Here is a 17,465-nt window from a genome sequence, read left to right as displayed (position 1 = left end):
CGGCATGATCGAGAGCCTGCTGATCGCCAACCGCGGCGAGATCGCCCGCCGCATCATCCGCACCGCGCGCGCGCTCGGCATCCGCACGATCGCGGTCCATTCCGATGTCGATGCCGCAATGCCCTTCGTCCGCGAGGCAGACGAGGCCGTGTGCATCGGCACCGCCGCCGCCGCTGACAGCTATCTGCGGCAGGACCGGCTGCTCGAGGCCGCACGCTCCACCGGCGCCGAGGCGATCCACCCGGGCTATGGCTTCCTCTCGGAAAATGCCGATTTCGCCGAGGCGGTGATCGCCGCCGGGCTGATCTGGGTCGGCGCCTCGCCGGCAAGCATCCGCGCGATGGGGCTGAAGGATGCCGCCAAGCAGCGGATGATCGCGGCCGGCGTGCCGGTGACACCGGGCTATCTCGGTGCCGACCAGTCGCCGGCGCGGCTCCAGGCCGAAGCGGACGCGATCGGCTATCCCGTGCTGATCAAGGCGGTCGCCGGCGGCGGCGGCAAGGGCATGCGCAAGGTGGACGCCGCCGGCGACTTCGCGGCGATGCTTGAAAGCTGCCAGCGCGAGGCCGCCGCGTCGTTTGGCGATGCGCGCGTGCTCCTCGAGAAATACATCCTGTCGCCCCGCCATATCGAGGTGCAGGTGTTCGGCGATCGCCATGGCGAGGTCGTCCATCTGTTCGAGCGCGATTGCTCGCTCCAGCGACGCCACCAGAAGGTGATCGAGGAGGCCCCGGCCCCCGGCATGGACCCGGCGACGCGCGCCGCGGTCTGCGACGCCGCGGTGCGCGCCGCCCGGGCGGTCGATTATGTCGGCGCGGGGACCATCGAGTTTATCGCCGACGCCTCCGAGGGCCTGCGTGCCGACCGCATCTGGTTCATGGAGATGAACACGCGGCTGCAGGTCGAGCATCCGGTGACGGAGGCGATCACCGGCCAGGATCTGGTCGAGTGGCAGCTCCGCGTCGCCGTCGGCGAGCCGTTGCCGCGGCGCCAGGACCAGCTGTCGATCACCGGCTGGGCGATGGAGGCCCGGCTTTACGCCGAGAACCCCGCCAGCGGCTTCCTGCCCTCGACCGGCCCGCTCGAACGGCTGCGCTTCCCCGCCGGGGTGCGCGTCGACAGCGGGGTGGAGGAAGGCGGCGAGGTCACGCCCTTCTACGATCCGATGGTCGCCAAGCTGATCGTCCATGGCCGCAGCCGTGGCGAGGCGGCGGCGAAGCTGGCGGCCGCGGCACGCGGCACCGAAGTGTGGCCGGTGCGCACCAACGCCGCCTTCCTCGCCCGCGCCGCCGCCGACCCGGCGTTTGCGGCCGGCGAGGTGGATACCGGCTTCATCGAGCGCCACGCCGATCGCCTGATCCCCCCCACCGAGCCATCCGACCGCGTCCGCCAGGCAGCCGCGGCGGCGATCGTGCCGGCCGCCACCGGCGATCCGTGGACCAGCCTGCCGGGCTTCCGGGTCAACGCGCCATCCGACCTGCAGGTCGCGGTCGAGATCGCCGGCAAGCCCTATCTGGTCGAGCGCGAGACGCCACCCGCCGCCACTCTGGCCGATGGCGTGCTGTTCATCGACGGCGAGGCATGGCCTTATGCGCCGCGCCGCGCCGGTCATCTCGATGGCAGCGGCGACGGCGATGGGGCGATCGTCGCGCCGATGCCGGGCCGCGTCATCGCGGTGCTGGTCTCCGCCGGCCAGACGGTCGCCAAGGGCGAACGGATGCTGGTATTGGAAGCGATGAAGATGGAACAGGCGCTGCTCGCCCCCTTCGCCGGCACCGTTGCCACGCTGGGCGTCAGCGAAGGCGCGCAGGTCGCCGAGGGCGTGGTGCTGGCGCGGATCGAACGGGAGGCGGAGTGATGGCCGGGCGTTGTTACGAGGATTGGCAGGTCGGCGACCGGCTGGTCCACGACATCCGCCGCACCGTTACCGAGACCGACAATCTATTGTTCTCGACGATGACCCACAACCCGCAGCCGCTGCACCTCGATGCCGAGGCCGCGCGCGCCAGTGAGTTCGGGCAGATCCTCGTCAACGGCACCTTCACCTTCGCGCTGATGGTCGGCCTGTCGGTCGGCGACACCACGCTCGGCACGTTGGTCGCCAATCTGGGCTATGATCAGCTTGTCATGCCCAAGCCGGTATTCCTCGGCGACACGCTGCGCGCCGAAACCGAGGTCCACGCGCTCAAGGACAGCCGCTCGCGTCCCGACGCCGGCATCGTCACCTTCGCCCATCGCATGCTCAACCAGCGCGACGAGATCGTCTGCCAGTGCCTGCGCACCGCGCTGATCAGGCGCGCCGCGGCATGATGCTGCGCTCGCTGCTGTTCGTGCCTGGCGATCGGCCGGACCGGTTCGACAAGGCGGCGGCGAGCGGCGCCGATGCGCTGATCCTTGATATGGAGGATGCGGTGGCAACCGCTGCCAAGCCCGCGGCCCGTGCCGCGGTGGCGACGCGGCTGGGCGGCGCATCGCGCGGCGGCGTCCGCCTGTTCGTCCGCATCAACCCACTCGATACGCCGGCCTGCGCCGACGATCTGGCGGCGCTCGCCGGCCTCGCGCCGGACGCCGTCGTGCTGCCCAAGGCCGAGGGTGCCGCCAGCGTCCAGGCGCTCGCCGCCAGGCTTGCCGCGGCGCGAATCCACGCCCCGATCCTGCCGATCGCCACCGAAACACCCGCGGCGATCTTCGCGCTCGGCAGCTATGCCGCCGCCGGCGTGCCGTTGACCGGCCTCACCTGGGGGGCGGAGGACCTGCCCGCCGCGATCGGCGCGGCGACCAGCAGCGAGCCCGATGGCCGCTTTACGGCGCCTTACGAGCTGGCCCGCTCGCTGACCCTGTTTGCCGCCCACGCCGCCGGGGTCGCGGCGATCGACACGGTCTATCCTGCCTTCCGTGACCGCGACGGCCTCGATCGTTATGCCCGCCGCGCCGCTCGCGATGGCTTCATCGGGATGATGGCCATCCATCCTGACCAGGTTGCGGTCATCAATGCCGCCTTTACGCCAAATGCCGAGCAGGTCGCCGCCGCACGCCGTATCGTCGCGGCCTTCGCCGCCGCGCCGCATGCCGGTGCGCTGCAGGTCGATGGCCGGATGGTCGATGCGCCGCACCTCAAACAGGCGTGCGCGCTGCTCGATCGTGCGGGCGCGACGATCTAGCGCCAAATTAATCCACCCGTTCTTGCTGAGCCTGTCGAAGCACCGTGAGACTCACCGCCCTTCGACAAGATCGGCGCGAACGGGACGGCATCAATTCAATCTCACGCGCCCGGTTGGCGGACACCACGGAACCGCAACACGACGCCGGCGAAATGGCTGTTGCAGGCAGCGACGATCGTTCATGATCGCCCCGCCAGCGGGGCACGCCCGCCGACACCGACATCCAACGAGGTGCCTTCCTTGACGATTCCCCGCCTTCTCGCCGCCACGCTGCTGCTCGCCGTCGGCAGCGCCGCCCATGCCCAGGCCGATAAGACCACCACCACCGTCGAAAAGAAGAGCGAGGATACGCCGAAGCTGCCGCCGCTCCCGGCGGACAAGACGATCACCCAGACCGCGCAGATCGGGGGCCGCACGATCAGCTACAAGGCGACCGTCGGCACCATCACCGTGCGTGACGACAAGGGCAAGGAGATCGGCCAGGTCGTCTACACCGCCTATACCGTTCCGGGCCGCGATCCCGCCCGTCCGGTCACGTTCGCGTTCAACGGCGGCCCCGGCGCGGCCTCGGTATACCTAAACCTCGGCGCGGTCGGCCCCAAGCGCGTCCAGTTCGGCGCGCAGGGCAATGCGCCGTCCGATGCCCCGATTGCGCGCGACAACGCCAACAGCTGGCTCGATTTCACCGATCTCGTGTTCATCGATCCGGTCGGCACCGGCTTCAGCCGCAGCCTGGTCGACGAGGCCGAGACCAAGAAGGCCTTCTACGCCAACGATCCCGACATCCATTATCTGTCCAAGGTGGTCTATGACTGGCTGGTCAAGGAAGGCCGGCTGCGCAGCCCCAAATATGTCATGGGCGAAAGCTACGGCGGCTATCGCGCGCCGCGCATCGCCTATGAGCTCCAGTCGCAGATCGGCGTCGGCGTCAACGGCCTGATCATGGTCTCGCCGTATCTCGATCCCGCCTCGGGCGACGGCGCGACCGCGTTGTCGCCGCTGCCGTGGATGATCGACCTGCCATCGATGGCCGCCGCCAACCTCGAGCGCCAGGGCCGCCTCACCCCGACCGCGATGGCCGAGGTCGAGGCCTATACTCGCGGCGACTTCGCCCGCGATCTGCTGCGCGGCCGCTCGGATCCGGAGGCGACCGGGCGCGTCGTCATCCGCGTCACCGAGCTTACGGGCCTCGACCCCGCCTTGGTCCGCCGGCTCGGCGGCCGGGTCGACAGCGGCACGTACCTGCGCGAGATCCATCGTGCCGACAACACCATCGGCAGCGTCTACGATTCGAACGTCACCGCCTTCGATCCCTTCCCCTGGTCGGCGCAGCAGCAGTCGAACGATCCGATCCTCGACGCGCTGATCGCCCCCACCACCAGCGCGATGGTCGATTTCGTCACCCGCGAGGTCGGCTGGAAGACCGACGCGCGCTACAATGCTTTGTCCTATGCGGTGAACAAGGCCTGGGATCGCGGCAAGCCGGACGACACGCCGGTGACCGACCTGCGCAAGGCGATCGCCAACGATCCCAAGATGCGGGTGCTGATCGTCCATGGCTGGGACGACCTGTCCTGCCCGTTCATGGCCTCGCGGCTGATCGTCGACCAGATGCCGGCGTTCGGCGTCGCCGAGCGCGTCCAGCTGCGGGTCTATGCCGGCGGCCACATGTTCTACAGCCGCAGCGACAGCGGCGCGCAGTTCAAGGCGGATGCCGAGCGGCTCTACCGATAGGCTGGGCCGGCGCGGAGTCTGACTCCGCGCCGGTTCACAGCTCGCGCAGCGTCGTCGCCGGCTTGGCACGCAGCGCCGGCAGGCTGCCGATCACGCCGATGCCGAGCGTCATCGCGGTCGCGGCCAGCAACGTCAGCGCGACCACCGACCAGTCCGGTGCCCAGGGCAGCGCGAACACATGGACGACGACGAACCAGCCGCCGCCACCGCCGACCAGCAGCGCCACCGTCGCCAGCACCAGCGACAGCAGCGCATATTCGATCGCTTGCGCCGCCAGCACCTGGCGCGCGGTGCCGCCGAGCAGCTTGAGGATCACCGCATCGTAGCGCCGGGTGCGCTCGGCGGCGGCGACTGCGCCGATCAGCACCACGATCCCCGCCGCGATCGTCACCGCCGCCGCCGCGCGGATCGCCACCGCGACCTGGCCGAGCACCGCGCCGATCTGGCCGATCACGTCGCCGACGCGGATCATCGTCACCGACGGCAAGGCGTCCGCCACCCGCCGCGCGACCGCGGCATCGCGGCCCGGCGGCGCATAGACGCTTGCGAGCAGGCTGTGCGGCGCCTCCTCGATATAGCCCGGTGAGAACACGATCGCGAAGTTGAGCCCGAGCCCGCTCCAGTCGATGTGGCGCAGCGCCGCGATCCGCGCCGGCACGTCGACGCCGAGCACCGAGACCACAATGCTGTCGCCGATCCGCAGCCCGAGCGCCTCGGCGGCGCGGTCCTCGAGCGACACCAGCGGGGGCCCGCGATAACCGGCCGGCCACCAGTGCCCGGCGACCACCGTGGTGCGCGGCGGCACGCCGGCGGACCAGGTCAGCGTGCGGTCGCCACGCAGCACCCAGGCGCCCGCCGGCAGCGTCTTCATCTCGGCGACCCGCTGGCCCTTCAACGCGACGATCGACCCGCGCAGCGACGGCACCGCCTCGATCCGTGCGCCCGGTGCGGCCTCCATCACCGCGGCGCGGAACCGACCCGCATCCTCGGGCTGGAGATCGATCGTGAAGAAGCGCGGCGCCTTGGCGGGCGCGGCGCCGGCGAGCTCGGCCGACAGGCTGGTGTCGATCACCGCCAGCGCGACGAACAGCGAGAAGCCGAGCCCGAGCGCGACCACCAGCCGGTCGGTCTGCGCGCCGGGGCGGTGGAGGTTGGCAAGCGCCAGCCGCAACAGCGGCGCGCGCGGCCGCGGCAGCCGCGCGAGCAGCCAGCGCAGCGCCATCCCGACCAGCCACAGCAGCACCACCAGCACCGTCACCGCGGCGACGAACTGCAGCGCAAGCAGCCGATCGGTCGCGGTGAGCACGGCCAGCCCGATCAGCGCCGCGAGCAGCGCCGCCATGCCGCCGAGCACCGCCGCGCCGGGCAGCCGCCGCGTCGCGAGCGCATCGCGCAGCAACGTTGCCGCCGGCACCGCGCGCGCGCGCGCCAGCGCCGGCAGCGCAAACAGCAATCCGGCAAACAGCCCGAGCAGCGCCGCGGTCGCCAGCGGCACCGGATAGAGCGCGAGCCGCGGCGCGACCGGCAGCGCCGATCCCGCCACGCCCGCGACGATCCAGGGCACCAGCGCGCCGAGCGCTACCCCGGCGAGGATCGCCCCAGCGGCGACCAGCCCGAGCTGGAACAGGAAGATCGCCGCGATCGTCCCCGAGCGCGCGCCGAGCACCTTGAGCGTGGCGATGATCCGCGTCTTGCCGGCGAGATAGGCCGCGACCCCGCTCCCCACCCCGACCCCGGCGATCGCCAGTGCCGACAGGCCGACTAGCAGCAGGAACTGGCCGAGCTGGGCGATGCCGCGCTTGAGCCCGCCCGCGGCCTGCGCGCTGGTCCGGGCCGACCAGCCGGCGCCGGCGAAGCGCCGCACCAGCCGGTCGCCGGTCGCCTCCGCCCGGGCCGGATCGGCGCGGGGCAGGACGAGACGGTAATGGCTTTCATAAAGGCTGCCGGGCTGCAGCAGCCGGGTGGCGTCGAGCCCGGCCATGTCGACCAGCGCCGGCGCGCCGAGCGCGAAACCGGCACCGAGCCGATCGGGCTCCTGCGCGATCAGCCCGACCAGGCGGAGCTCGGCGGCGCCGACCTTGATCCGGTCGCCGACGCGAACGCCGAGCCGCGCCGCCGCCACCGGGGCAAGCGCAATGCCGTCGCCGCGCGGTCGCGGCGCCAGCGCGCCTGCCGCGAGGCGCGCGTCGCCGACCAGCGGCCAGCCAGCGTCGACCCCGCGCAGGTCGAGCAGGACCGGTGCGCCGCCGCGGACGCTCGCCATCGCGCGCAGCGACACCGTCTCCGCAACCCGGCCGGCGCCGGCGAACGCCGCCGCCTCCTCGACGGTGGCGCGGCGCTGCGACACGGTGAGCTCGAGGTCGCCGCCGAGCATCTGCCGCCCCTGTTGATCCAATGCGGCAAGCAGGCTGGCCGACAGACTGCCGATCCCGGCGAGCGCCGCGGTACCCAGGAACAGGCACAAGGCGAGCAGCAGCAGCCCGCGCCCGCCGCGCCGGAGGTCGCGCAGCGCCAGCCGCCAGGCGATGCTCATGCGCCGCGACGATCGGCGACGATACGGCCATCGGCGAGCTCGATCACCCGCGCGCACCGCGCCGCGAGCGCGGCATCATGGGTGATCACGAACAGGGTCGCGCCGCTCGCGGCATGGCGGGCGAACAGCATGTCCATGATCGCCGCGCCGGTGGCGGTGTCGAGGTTGCCGGTCGGCTCGTCGGCGAACAGCAGCCCGGGCTGGCCCACCAGCGCGCGGGCGATCGCCACCCGCTGTTGCTCGCCGCCCGACAATTGCGCCGGATAGTGCCCGGTGCGATCGGCGAGGCCGACCGCCGCCAGTTCCACCTGCGCCCGCGCGAACGCGTCACTTGCTCCTGCCAGCTCGAGCGGCACCGCGACATTCTCGAGCGCGGTCATCGTTGGCAGCAGGTGGAAGGCCTGGAGCACGATCCCGATCCGGCCGCGGCGCGCGATCGCCAGGCCGTCCTCGTCGAGCGTAGTGAAATCGAGCCCGCTCACCGTCACCTCGCCGCCGGTCGGCCGCTCGAGCCCGGCCAGGATCGCCATCAGCGAAGATTTGCCCGATCCCGAGGCGCCGAGCAGCGCCACGCTCTCCCCCGCCGCGACGCTGAGATCGATGCCATGGAGGATGTCGACCCGGCTGGGCGGGCGGCCCAGCGACAGGCGGACGTTGCGCGCGACGATCAGCGCGCTATCGCGGGGAGATGGAGAAGATATCACGCCGCCAGCGATACGGAGGGCATGGCCTGCTTGTCCATCTCGCGTTGCTCGTCGCCGGGCTGGTCGCCCCGCCCGCAGCCCTCGCCGCGCCGCGGGCGCCGCTGGTCTGGGCATTCGGCGACAGCCTGTCGGCCGGCTATGGCCTGCCGCCCGCGGACGGGTTCCCGAGCCAGCTCCAGGCCGCGCTGCGCCGCGCCGGGATCGCCGCGACGGTGCGCAATGGCGGCGTCGCCGGCGACACCGCCGCGCAGGCACGGGCACGGCTGCGCTGGGGGTTGCGCGGGCTTGGCGTCGCGCCCGATCTGGTGATCGTCGAGCTCGGCGCCAACGACATGCTGCGCGGCCTGCCGGTGGCCCAGGCCCGCGCCAACCTGGATGCGGTGCTCACCGAGCTGCAGCGCCGGCACATTCCCGTTCTGATCGCCGGCATGCGCGCCGCGCCCAACCTCGGCAGCGACTATGGCCGCGCGTTTGACGGCCTGTACCCCGCGCTCGCCCGCGCCCACCGGATGCCGCTCTACCCCTTCTTCCTTGACGGGGTCGCCGCCACTCGCACGCTGCTGCAGGCGGACGGGCTTCATCCCAACCGGCGCGGCGTCAGCATCATCGTCGGCCGGATGCTGCCGGCGGTCACCGCCGCGCTCCGCCAGCGACAGGATTGACGCCGAGGCGCTATCGGGCGGCGCTCGGCTCGGGTGCATAGGCGCGCAGGAACAGCTGGACGATCTCGTCGGCATCCTCCGCGGCCGATGATGCCAGATGCGCCTCGACCCCCCACAATCGGCGCGTCTGCGGCCCGACGCACAGGTCGATCAGCCGCTCCGCCATATGATCGGGCCGCGCCTGGCGTAGCCGCCCCTCGGCGATGTACGGCTCGAGGAAACGCGTCAGCGCCTCGCGGGTATGCCGCGCCGCTTGCTGGTAGAAGATCTGGCCGACCACGGGAAACCGGCCGCTCTCGGCGACCACCAGCCGCCACGTCTCCAGCGATTCGGGTGCGCTGATCTTGCGCATGAAGGTGCGGCAGAAGGCCGCCAGCACCGTCTCGAGCTCGCCGCGGGTCGCCAGCACGTTCGCCAGCTCGGCACGGAAGGCGGCACTGACCTGCTCGATGACGGCGCCGAACAGCTCTTCCTTGGATGGGAAATAGCTCCACAGCGTTCCCTTCGAGCCGCCCAGCGTCTTCACCAGTGCCGACATCGACGTCCCCGCATAGCCATGCTCGAGGAACGAGTGCCGCGCCGCCTCGATGATCGCCTGGCGGCGATCGAATTTACGCGCAGCGCGCCGCGACAAGGCGGGTTCGGGGATCTCGGCAGACATAATCGTACTATAGGGTACGCTTTCTCATTGACAAGCATGTCGCCGATCCTCATCTGGCCAACCGTACCCACTAGTACGGTTTCTTGACATGCCCTCGCCTCCCTTTGCTGCTTTGCCTGCTGCGGCGCTGTTGCCGCTGGCACTCCTCTCCGCCTGCGCCGCCCTGCCCAAATTGGGCGCGGCACCGCAGATCGCCACGCCGGCGCAGTTCGATTCCCGCCAGACGCTTGCTGGCGCTGCCACGGTGACGAACTGGCCCGCGGCGGACTGGTGGACCGGCTATGGCGACACCCAGCTCGACGCGCTGATCGCCGAGGCGCTTGCCGGCTCCTCGGACCTCGCCGCCGCCGCGGCGCGCGTGCGCCAGGCGGATGCCTATGCCGAGCAGGCCAATGCGACGCGGCTGCCGACGCTGGACGCGACCGGCAGCGTCGGCGCCGCCAAGCAGAGCTACAACAACGGCATCCCGGCAGCCTTCGTCCCCAAGGGGTGGAACGGCACCGGGCAGCTGGCGGCGAACCTCGGCTTCGATCTCGACCTGTGGGGGCGCAACCGCGCCGCTTATGCCGCGGCGCGCTCGGAGGCCGAGGCGGCACAGCTGGATTTTGCGCAATCCTCGCTGATGCTGTCGACCAACATCGCCGATGCCTATGCCGATCTCGCCCGGCTGTTCGCCGAGCGTGAGGTGCAGCAAAGCGCGCTCGCCATTCGCCAGCAGACCGAATCGCTGACGGTCGATCGGGTCGCGTCCGGCCTCGACACCCAGGCCGAACTCAAGCAGGCGCGCGCCGCGGTGCCGACCGCGCGCGCCGACCTGATCGCCACCGACGAACAGATCGCCCTCACCCGCAACCGCCTTGCCTCCTTGCTCGGCAAGGGTCCCGACCGCGGGCTCTCGATCCAGGCGCCGGCGGCGATCGTGCCGTCGCGTGGCATTCCACAGGACGTCACCACCGATCTGGTCGGGCGCCGTCCCGATGTGGTCGCCGCGCGCAGCCGGGTCGAAGCGGAGGCCAGCCGGATCAAGGTCGCCCGCGCCGATTTCTATCCCGCGATCAACCTCAGCGCCGCCTTTGGCCTGCAGGCGCTGGGCCTCGGCAATCTGATCAAGACCGGCTCGACCTATGGCGATGCCGGGCCGGCGGTCAGCCTGCCGATCTTCCGAGGCGGCGAGCTGCAGGGCCGCTACCGCAACGCGCGCGCGATCTATGACGAGGCCGTCGCCAATTACGATCGCACCGTCACCGACGCCTATCGCCAGGTCGGCGATGCAGTGACCAGCCGACGTTCGCTTGCCAGCCAGCTGGTCGAAGCGCGCGAGGCACTGGTCCAGGCGCAAGGCGCCTATGACGTCGCCCGCCAGCGCTACGAAGGCGGTCTGTCGCGCTTCCTCGATGTGCTGACGGCGCAGGACCGCGCGCTTCAGGCGCAGCGCAGCGTCGCCGATCTTCAGGCGCGTGCCTTTACCCTCGATGTCGCGCTCGTCCGCGCGCTCGGCGGCGGGTTCGCCGCCGCTCCCCTCCCGACCGACCACCAGACCAGCAAGGATAGCAGCCGTGGCTGATGCCGATCCCCAATTTCCCCAGGCCGATGCCATGTCCGTCCAGGCGCCGCCGCCCCGCAACGGCCGCCGCCGCACGCTGCTCGCCGGGATCGCTGGCGCCGTGCTGGTCGCCGGTGTCGGCTATGGCGGCTGGTATGCGCTGGTCGGCAGCCATTACGTCGAGACCGACAACGCCTATGTCGGCGCGGATACCGCGCAGGTGACGCCGATGGTCGCTGGCCAGGCGCTCGACGTCCGCGTTTCGGATACCCAGGCGGTAAGGAGGGGCGACGTCCTCGTTCGTCTCGACGACAGCGACGCGCGGATCACGCTGGCCACCGCCGAGGCGGATCTTGCGAAAGCGCGGCGCATGTTCGGCCAGACCTCGGCGACCAGCAATGCCCTGTCGGCTCAGGTGCAGGCGCGCGGCGCCGATATCCTCAGCGCCCGCGCGCAGCTGATCGCCGCCCAGGCGAGCTTCGCCAAGGCCGAGGTCGATTTCAACCGTCGCCAGAAGCTCGCCCCCAATGGCGCGGTCTCGGGCGACGAACTGACCTCCGCGACCAACGCGCTGGCCGCGGCGCGGGCGAGCCTGGAGCAGGCGCGCGCCGCCGTCGCCCAGGCAAGCTCGCAGCGTGGCGCCGCGGCGGGCAACCTCGCCGCGAACCAGGCGCTGATCCAGGGCACCAACATCGCCAGTGCCCCCGATGTGCTGATGGCCGAAGCCAGGGTGCGGCAGGCGCGGCTCGATCTCGATCGTACCGTTATCCGCGCACCGATCGACGGCGTGGTCGCCAACCGCACGATCCAGATCGGCCAGCGCATCGCGCCCGGCGCCACGATCATGCGCATCGTCCCGGTCGGCCAGGTCTATGTCGACGCCAACTTCAAGGAAGGCCAGCTCGAGAAGGTAAAGCCCGGCCAGCCGGTGACGCTGACCTCGGACCTTTATGGCGGCAGCGTCGATTATCACGGCCGGGTCGCCGGCTTCTCCGGCGGCACCGGCTCGGCGTTCGCGCTGATCCCGGCCCAGAATGCCACCGGCAACTGGATCAAGGTGGTCCAGCGTCTGCCGGTCCGCGTCACGCTCGACCCTCGCGAACTCGCTGCGCACCCGCTGCGCGTCGGCCTGTCGATGACGGCCGAGATCGATACCTCGGCCCGCTAGGAGGACAGCGGCGATGGCCGGTACCGATACGTTCAAGCCCCTCGCCGGGCCCACCCTGCTGCTCGCCGGCATGGTTCTGGCGCTGACCAACTTCATGGTGGTGCTTGATACCACCATCGCCAACGTCTCGGTCGCGCATATCGCCGGCTCGATGGGCATCTCGTCGTCGCAGGGGACGTGGATCATCACCTCCTATGCGGTGGCGGAGGCGATCTGCGTCCCGCTTACCGGCTGGCTCGCCGGCCGGTTCGGTGCGGTCAGGACCTTCATCGTCGGGATGATCGGCTTCGGCCTGTTCTCGATCCTGTGCGGCCTTTCGGGCAGCCTGCCGATGATCGTCGCCTGCCGGATCGGTCAGGGCCTGTGCGGCGGGCCGCTGATGCCGCTCAGCCAGACCCTGCTGCTGCGCGTCTTCCCCAAGCAGCAGCACGGCCAGGCGATGGGGCTGTGGGCGATGACCACGGTGGTTGCGCCGATCCTCGGGCCGATCCTCGGCGGCACGATCAGCGACAGCTGGTCGTGGCACTGGATCTTCTTCATCAACATCCCCGTTGCCGCGCTCTGCGCCTATGGCGCCTATCGGCTGCTGACGCCGGCCGAGACCCGCACCGAGCGGCTGGGCGTCGACAAGATCGGGCTGGCGCTGATGGTGCTGTGGATCGGCGCGCTGCAGATCATGCTCGATCTCGGGCGCGAGCGCGACTGGTTCGGCGACAGCCTGATCGTCGCGCTGGCGGTGATCGCGGGGGTCGGCTTCCTCGTCTTCCTCGCCTGGGAGTTCACCGAGGAGCGGCCGATCGTCGATCTCAAGGTATTCCGTCATCGCGGCTTCAGCGTCGCGGTGGCGAGCCTCGCCTTCGCTTTTGCCACCTTTTTCGCCTCTGCGGTGCTGATTCCGCAATGGCTGCAGGCGAGCCTCGGCTACACCTCCACCTACGCCGGCTACGTCACCGCCTTCTCCGGCGTCGCGGCGGTGATTATGTCGCCGATCGTTGCCAAGATTTCGGGCAAGGTAGACCCGCGTGCACTCGTCTGCTTCGGCATACTCTGGCTCGGGCTGATCTCGCTGCTGCGGACCCATTGGACCAGCGGCGCCGATTACTGGTCGCTGGCAGTCCCGCAGATGCTGCAGGGCTTCGGGATGCCGTTCTTCTTCATCCCGCTCACGACCATCGCGCTTGGCGCCGTCGAGCCGCACGAGACCGCCTCGGCGGCCGGGGTGATGAGCTTCCTGCGGACGATGGCGGGTGCGATCGGCACCTCGGTCTCCACCACCATATTTGCCAACAGCACGATCGCGTCGCGCAGCGAGATCGTCGGCAGCCTCAATGCAGGCGATACCAGCCAGCAGCTTCAGGCTAGCGGCTTTTCGCTCGATCAGGTGCGCGGGATGATCGAGCGGACAGTGGAGCAGGAGGCTGCCGCGGTGGCGATCAACCACATCTTCCTGTTGTCGGCGATCATCTTCGCGATCGCCGCCATGGTGATCTGGTTGTCGCCACGCCCGCGCCGGCCGGTGGGCGCCGGCGCCGCGCACTGAGGCAGCCGCTGTTGCCCCCCCCCAGGGCCGTTGTCGCAGGAGATGCACACATTGGCATCGTCGGCTGCGGGCGGTACGGCGTGTGATGATCGTGTCCCCTGATGCCGCTCGAAAGGATCCATGGCCGTCCTCCCGCGATATCTGATGCAGCTGCATCATCTGCTCGAAGGACGGCGGCAGAAGGCCCATGGCGCCGTTGCCGTGGTCAATCGACGATTGGCGACCGGCATTGGCGCGGTCGTGCTGGGGCTTGCGGCACTCGCGTTCGCTAGGCTCGGCGATGTTGCGCAAGCAGCCTTTGCCCGCCTTATCGCGACCTGGCCCTACGCACCGTTACTGATCACGCCGAGCGTGTTCGGGCTGGTGGCTTATGCCACGCGGCGCTGGGCGCCTGAGGCGCGTGGCTCCGGCATTCCCCAGGTGATCGCGGCGTCGCGGGATGCTGCCGGCAAAGGCACGGGCCCGCTGGTGTCGCTGCGCACCGGCGCCGCCAAGATCGGCCTGACGCTGGCAATGCTCGGTGCCGGCGGTGCGGTGGGGCGCGAAGGACCAACGGTGCAGCTCAGCGCCGCGATCATGGTCGCCTGCCACCGGCTGCTGCGGGTGCCGGTGACGGCCGGTGTGCTGATCGCCGGCGGCGCGGCCGGCGTCGCCGCGGCGTTCAACACGCCGCTTGCCGGGGTCGCCTTCGCGATCGAGGAACTCGCCTCGGCCTACGAACAGAAGGTCGCGGTGCTGGTGATGGTGGCGGTGATGATCGCCGGCATGGTCAGCCTCGGCATCGCCGGCGACTATGTTTATTTTGGCACGATGCGGCAGACGCTCGCGCTTGGCTCCGTCCTCATCGTCGCGCCCGTGGCCGGGGTCGTCGGCGGTCTGGCAGGCGGCCTGTTCACGCGGATCGTGCTGGCCGTCGCTGCGCCGACCCGCGGTTGGCTGATCCGCGCCAAACGTCGCCCTGTCTCAATCGCAATCATGTGTGGGGTAGTCGTGGCAGTGCTGGGAGTGGTCACCCACGGCGCGACCTGGGGCACCGGCTATGCGGCGACCCGTCACCTGGTCGAGGGTCAGGGCGAGCCCTTGTGGTTCGGCCCTGCCAAATTCGTATCGGCTCTGATGGCGACGCTCAGCGGCGCACCAGGGGGCGTCTTCGCGCCATCGCTCGCGGTCGGCGCCGGTGTCGGCAATCTACTGACGGCCGCCTTTCCGGACGATCCGGCAGGCGCCGTGGTGCTGCTCGGGATGATCGCCTATTTCGTGGGCGTCGTCCGTGCGCCGCTGACCGCGGTGATCATCATCAGCGAAACCACCGCCAGCCGGGGCCTGATCATTCCCTTGTTCGCCACTGCGCTGATCGCCGATCTGGTCAGCGCGATGGTGTGCAAGGAGCGCCTGTATCACGGCCTCGCCAAGCCGTTCTTGCAGGCGGCACCGGCCACCGCAACGGCGTGATCGACGGCCCGGCCATCAGCCGGCGTCGACTCCGTCGACGATGAACACGCGATAGTCGGCCCCCTTTAGCCGATGCTCCCGCGCCGCCTGGTAGATCGGGCTGTCATACCAGCCGTGCGCCTCGGCAACGCTCGGGAAGGCGAGGATCACGCAACCCTCTACCGGCGCGCCTTCGAGCATTTCCAGCGGGCCGTAGAACGCTAGCGGGGTCATGTCATGCCCGGCCCGCGCGGCGGGGGCCTGCTCGCCATACAGCTTCAGTTCGGCGGCGTCGGTGGTCCGTTCGCGGGTAAAGACGACATAAGCGGTCATGATGGTTCCTCTGTAGCGGCGAGCGCCAGCGGGCGTGATCGCCGATGAACGCGGGTTCCCCGACCCAATGCCAGGACAGGCAACGAGTTCCGCCCCCATGCATTGAGCCGCTCGTCTCCCTCATTTCGGGCTCCCTTTCAGCCGCACGGTGCCGCATGCCCAAGCTCAAGCCCATCAAGATCGACTTCGTTTCCGACGTTTCCTGTCCCTGGTGCATCATCGGCCTGCGTGGGCTGGAGGAGGCGCTCGTCCGCACCGCCGATGTGGTGGCGGCTGACATCACCTTCCAGCCGTTCGAGCTCAACCCGCAGATGGGCAAGGACGGCCAGAATATCGGCGAGCATATCGCGCAGAAATATGGCTCGACGCCCGAGCAATCTGCTGCGAACCGCGCAATGATCCGCGACCGCGCCGCCGCGCTCGGCTTCAGCATGCAGATGTCGGATGCCAGCCGCATCTACAATACCTTCGACGCACATCGGCTGCTGCATTGGGCACATGGCGAGGGCAAGCAGGCGGCACTCAAGCATGCGCTATTCGACGCCTATTTCACCGAGGGTCAGGATCCGTCCGATCACGCAGTGCTGGCTGCCGCGGCCGCCAAGGTCGGGCTCGATCCGGTGCGGGCCGACCAGATCCTTGGATCAGACGATTATGCGCAGGACGTGCGGGCAGCCGAGCAGCGCTGGCAGTCGCGCGGGATCAGCGCGGTGCCGGCGGCGGTCATCAACGATCGCTACCTGATTTCAGGCGGCCAGCCCCCCGAAGCCTTTGAAAACGCGCTGCGCAAAATTGCAGCGGCGGCCTGATCTCCTGCTTCACCATCTTCGATGAATGATGCCCATGGCAACCCTGTTCGATTCCTTCACGCTTGGTACCATCCCGCTCGCCCATCGCATCGTGATGGCGCCCCTCACCCGCAACTGCGCCCCCGCCGGCATGGTGCCGGGCCCGTTCGCGGCTCACTATTATGCCCAGCGCGCGTCCGCCGGCTTGCTGATCGCCAAAGCGACCCAAGTCTCGCAGCAGGGCCAGGGCTATCAGGACACGCCGGGTATCTACACCGACGCGCAGGTCGAGGGCTGGCGCACCGTCACCGATGCGGTTCACGCCGCCGGCGGCAAGATCTTCCTCCAGCTCTGGCATGTCGGCCGCGGCTCGTGTGCCGACCTTCAGCCCGGCGGTGGAGCACCCGTCGCACCCTCGGCGATCCGCGCCGACAGCAAGGTCTATGTCGGCAGCAGCTTCGTCGATTGTTCGCAGCCCCGGGCGCTCGCGCTCGACGAGATCCCCTGCATCGGCGAGGCGTTCCGCCGTGGCGCGGCCAATGCGATCCGTGCCGGCTTCGACGGGGTCGAGGTTCATGGCGCCAAGGGCTATCTGCTCGACCAGGTCGCCAGGGATGGCGCCAACCATCGCGACGACCGCTGTAGGGGTCGACCGAGGACCGCGCCAGGCTGATGCTCGAGGTCACGAAGGCGGTGGTCGACGAAGTCGGCGCCGCGCGCACCGGCATCCGCATCTCGCCGGTCACGCCCCCAACGGCATTGCGGACAGCAATCCCAGCCCTTGTTCGACCATATCGTCGATCGGCTCAGCGCTCTCGATCTCGTCTATCGTTACGTCATCGAAGGCGCGACCGGTGGGCCGCGCGACATACCGCCGTTCGATTATGGCTCGCTCCGCCGGCGCTTTGCCCAGGCCTATTTGGCCAACAACGGCTACACGCTCGATGTGTCCAGGCAGGCAGCGAATGCAGGCGACGCCGATCTGATCGCCTCCGGCCAGGCGTTCATCGCCAACCCCGATCTGGTCGAGCGTCTAAAGCAAGGCGCTCCACTCGCCGAAATCGACAAGGACACGCTCTACGGTGGCGGCGCAGATCGCTATAGCGACTATCGCCTCGTTGCCAGCCTGAGAGCGGCGTTCGGTGACCCGCCTTATTGGCAGCGGTCACTGTAGCAGAGTTGGTGTCACCCAAGTCTGGTCTTGTGC

16 protein-coding genes are annotated in these 17,465 nt (G+C 69.8%); 12 read left to right on the top strand and 4 right to left on the bottom strand.

Features of this window, described 5'->3' with window-relative positions:
- Positions 1-4 precede the first annotated feature (4 nt).
- The 4 genes from AC07M8_RS15790 to AC07M8_RS15775 all read left to right on the top strand — a co-directional run bounded on the left by AC07M8_RS15790 (position 5) and on the right by AC07M8_RS15775 (position 4,895).
- Positions 5-1,858: an acetyl/propionyl/methylcrotonyl-CoA carboxylase subunit alpha gene (locus AC07M8_RS15790; protein ID WP_495175276.1), complete on the top strand. Its 1,854-nt coding sequence runs from the start codon at positions 5-7 to the stop codon at positions 1,856-1,858.
- On the top strand, positions 1,858-2,310 hold the full coding sequence (locus tag AC07M8_RS15785) for a MaoC family dehydratase (RefSeq protein WP_495175275.1): 453 nt from the start codon (positions 1,858-1,860) through the stop codon (positions 2,308-2,310). The genes AC07M8_RS15790 and AC07M8_RS15785 overlap by 1 nt, the downstream gene beginning before the upstream one ends.
- Positions 2,307-3,161 carry an HpcH/HpaI aldolase/citrate lyase family protein gene (locus AC07M8_RS15780; RefSeq protein WP_495175274.1) on the top strand — a complete coding sequence of 285 codons (855 nt, stop codon included), beginning with the start codon at positions 2,307-2,309 and terminating at the stop codon, positions 3,159-3,161. The genes AC07M8_RS15785 and AC07M8_RS15780 overlap by 4 nt, the downstream gene beginning before the upstream one ends.
- Positions 3,162-3,401: 240 nt before the next feature.
- Entirely contained in the window at positions 3,402-4,895 is a 1,494-nt protein-coding gene (locus AC07M8_RS15775; RefSeq protein ID WP_495175273.1) for a S10 family peptidase, read from the top strand.
- 34 nt (positions 4,896-4,929) lie between these two features.
- Here AC07M8_RS15775 and AC07M8_RS15770 read toward each other — a convergent pair whose 3' ends face one another.
- Positions 4,930-7,428: an ABC transporter permease gene (locus AC07M8_RS15770; RefSeq protein ID WP_495175272.1), complete on the bottom strand. Its 2,499-nt coding sequence runs from the start codon at positions 7,426-7,428 to the stop codon at positions 4,930-4,932.
- Positions 7,425-8,129 carry an ABC transporter ATP-binding protein gene (locus AC07M8_RS15765; protein WP_495175361.1) on the bottom strand — a complete coding sequence of 235 codons (705 nt, stop codon included), beginning with the start codon at positions 8,127-8,129 and terminating at the stop codon, positions 7,425-7,427. The genes AC07M8_RS15770 and AC07M8_RS15765 overlap by 4 nt, the downstream gene beginning before the upstream one ends.
- Here AC07M8_RS15765 and AC07M8_RS15760 point away from each other — a divergent pair.
- A complete protein-coding gene (locus tag AC07M8_RS15760) occupies positions 8,117-8,794 on the top strand; it encodes an arylesterase (protein ID WP_495175271.1) in 678 nt (225 codons plus the stop codon). The genes AC07M8_RS15765 and AC07M8_RS15760 overlap by 13 nt on opposite strands.
- A 10-nt stretch (positions 8,795-8,804) precedes the next feature.
- On the opposite strand, the gene AC07M8_RS15755 is transcribed toward AC07M8_RS15760, so the two are convergent.
- Positions 8,805-9,455, bottom strand: a complete 651-nt coding sequence (locus AC07M8_RS15755; RefSeq protein WP_495175270.1) for a TetR/AcrR family transcriptional regulator — start codon at positions 9,453-9,455, stop codon at positions 8,805-8,807.
- A gap of 88 nt (positions 9,456-9,543) precedes the next feature.
- Between AC07M8_RS15755 and AC07M8_RS15750 the strand changes: the two genes are divergently transcribed.
- The 4 genes from AC07M8_RS15750 to AC07M8_RS15735 all read left to right on the top strand — a co-directional run bounded on the left by AC07M8_RS15750 (position 9,544) and on the right by AC07M8_RS15735 (position 15,158).
- Positions 9,544-11,019, top strand: coding sequence for an efflux transporter outer membrane subunit (locus AC07M8_RS15750; protein ID WP_495175269.1), 1,476 nt, complete (start codon positions 9,544-9,546; stop codon positions 11,017-11,019).
- 31 nt (positions 11,020-11,050) lie between these two features.
- Entirely contained in the window at positions 11,051-12,166 is a 1,116-nt protein-coding gene (locus tag AC07M8_RS15745; protein ID WP_495175360.1) for an HlyD family secretion protein, read from the top strand.
- Between the two features lie 13 nt (positions 12,167-12,179).
- On the top strand, positions 12,180-13,706 hold the full coding sequence (locus tag AC07M8_RS15740; RefSeq protein ID WP_495175268.1) for a DHA2 family efflux MFS transporter permease subunit: 1,527 nt from the start codon (positions 12,180-12,182) through the stop codon (positions 13,704-13,706).
- 144 nt (positions 13,707-13,850) lie between these two features.
- Positions 13,851-15,158: a chloride channel protein gene (locus AC07M8_RS15735; protein WP_495175267.1), complete on the top strand. Its 1,308-nt coding sequence runs from the start codon at positions 13,851-13,853 to the stop codon at positions 15,156-15,158.
- 15 nt (positions 15,159-15,173) lie between these two features.
- Here AC07M8_RS15735 and AC07M8_RS15730 read toward each other — a convergent pair whose 3' ends face one another.
- Positions 15,174-15,470: a DUF1330 domain-containing protein gene (locus tag AC07M8_RS15730; protein WP_495175266.1), complete on the bottom strand. Its 297-nt coding sequence runs from the start codon at positions 15,468-15,470 to the stop codon at positions 15,174-15,176.
- Positions 15,471-15,625: 155 nt separating this feature from the next.
- Between AC07M8_RS15730 and AC07M8_RS15725 the strand changes: the two genes are divergently transcribed.
- The 3 genes from AC07M8_RS15725 (at position 15,626) to AC07M8_RS15715 (ending at position 17,432) form a co-directional block, all read left to right on the top strand.
- Positions 15,626-16,279 carry a DsbA family oxidoreductase gene (locus tag AC07M8_RS15725; protein ID WP_495175265.1) on the top strand — a complete coding sequence of 218 codons (654 nt, stop codon included), beginning with the start codon at positions 15,626-15,628 and terminating at the stop codon, positions 16,277-16,279.
- Positions 16,280-16,313: 34 nt separating this feature from the next.
- Positions 16,314-16,931: an oxidoreductase gene (locus AC07M8_RS15720; RefSeq protein ID WP_495175264.1), complete on the top strand. Its 618-nt coding sequence runs from the start codon at positions 16,314-16,316 to the stop codon at positions 16,929-16,931.
- A 108-nt stretch (positions 16,932-17,039) separates the two neighbouring features.
- Entirely contained in the window at positions 17,040-17,432 is a 393-nt protein-coding gene (locus AC07M8_RS15715; protein ID WP_495175263.1) for a hypothetical protein, read from the top strand.
- Positions 17,433-17,465: the final 33 nt, after the last annotated feature.

The sequence above is a fragment of the Sphingomonas sp. GW821-FHT09E03 genome, from assembly GCF_059416225.1.
This window is presented reverse-complemented; position numbering and strand designations above follow the sequence as displayed.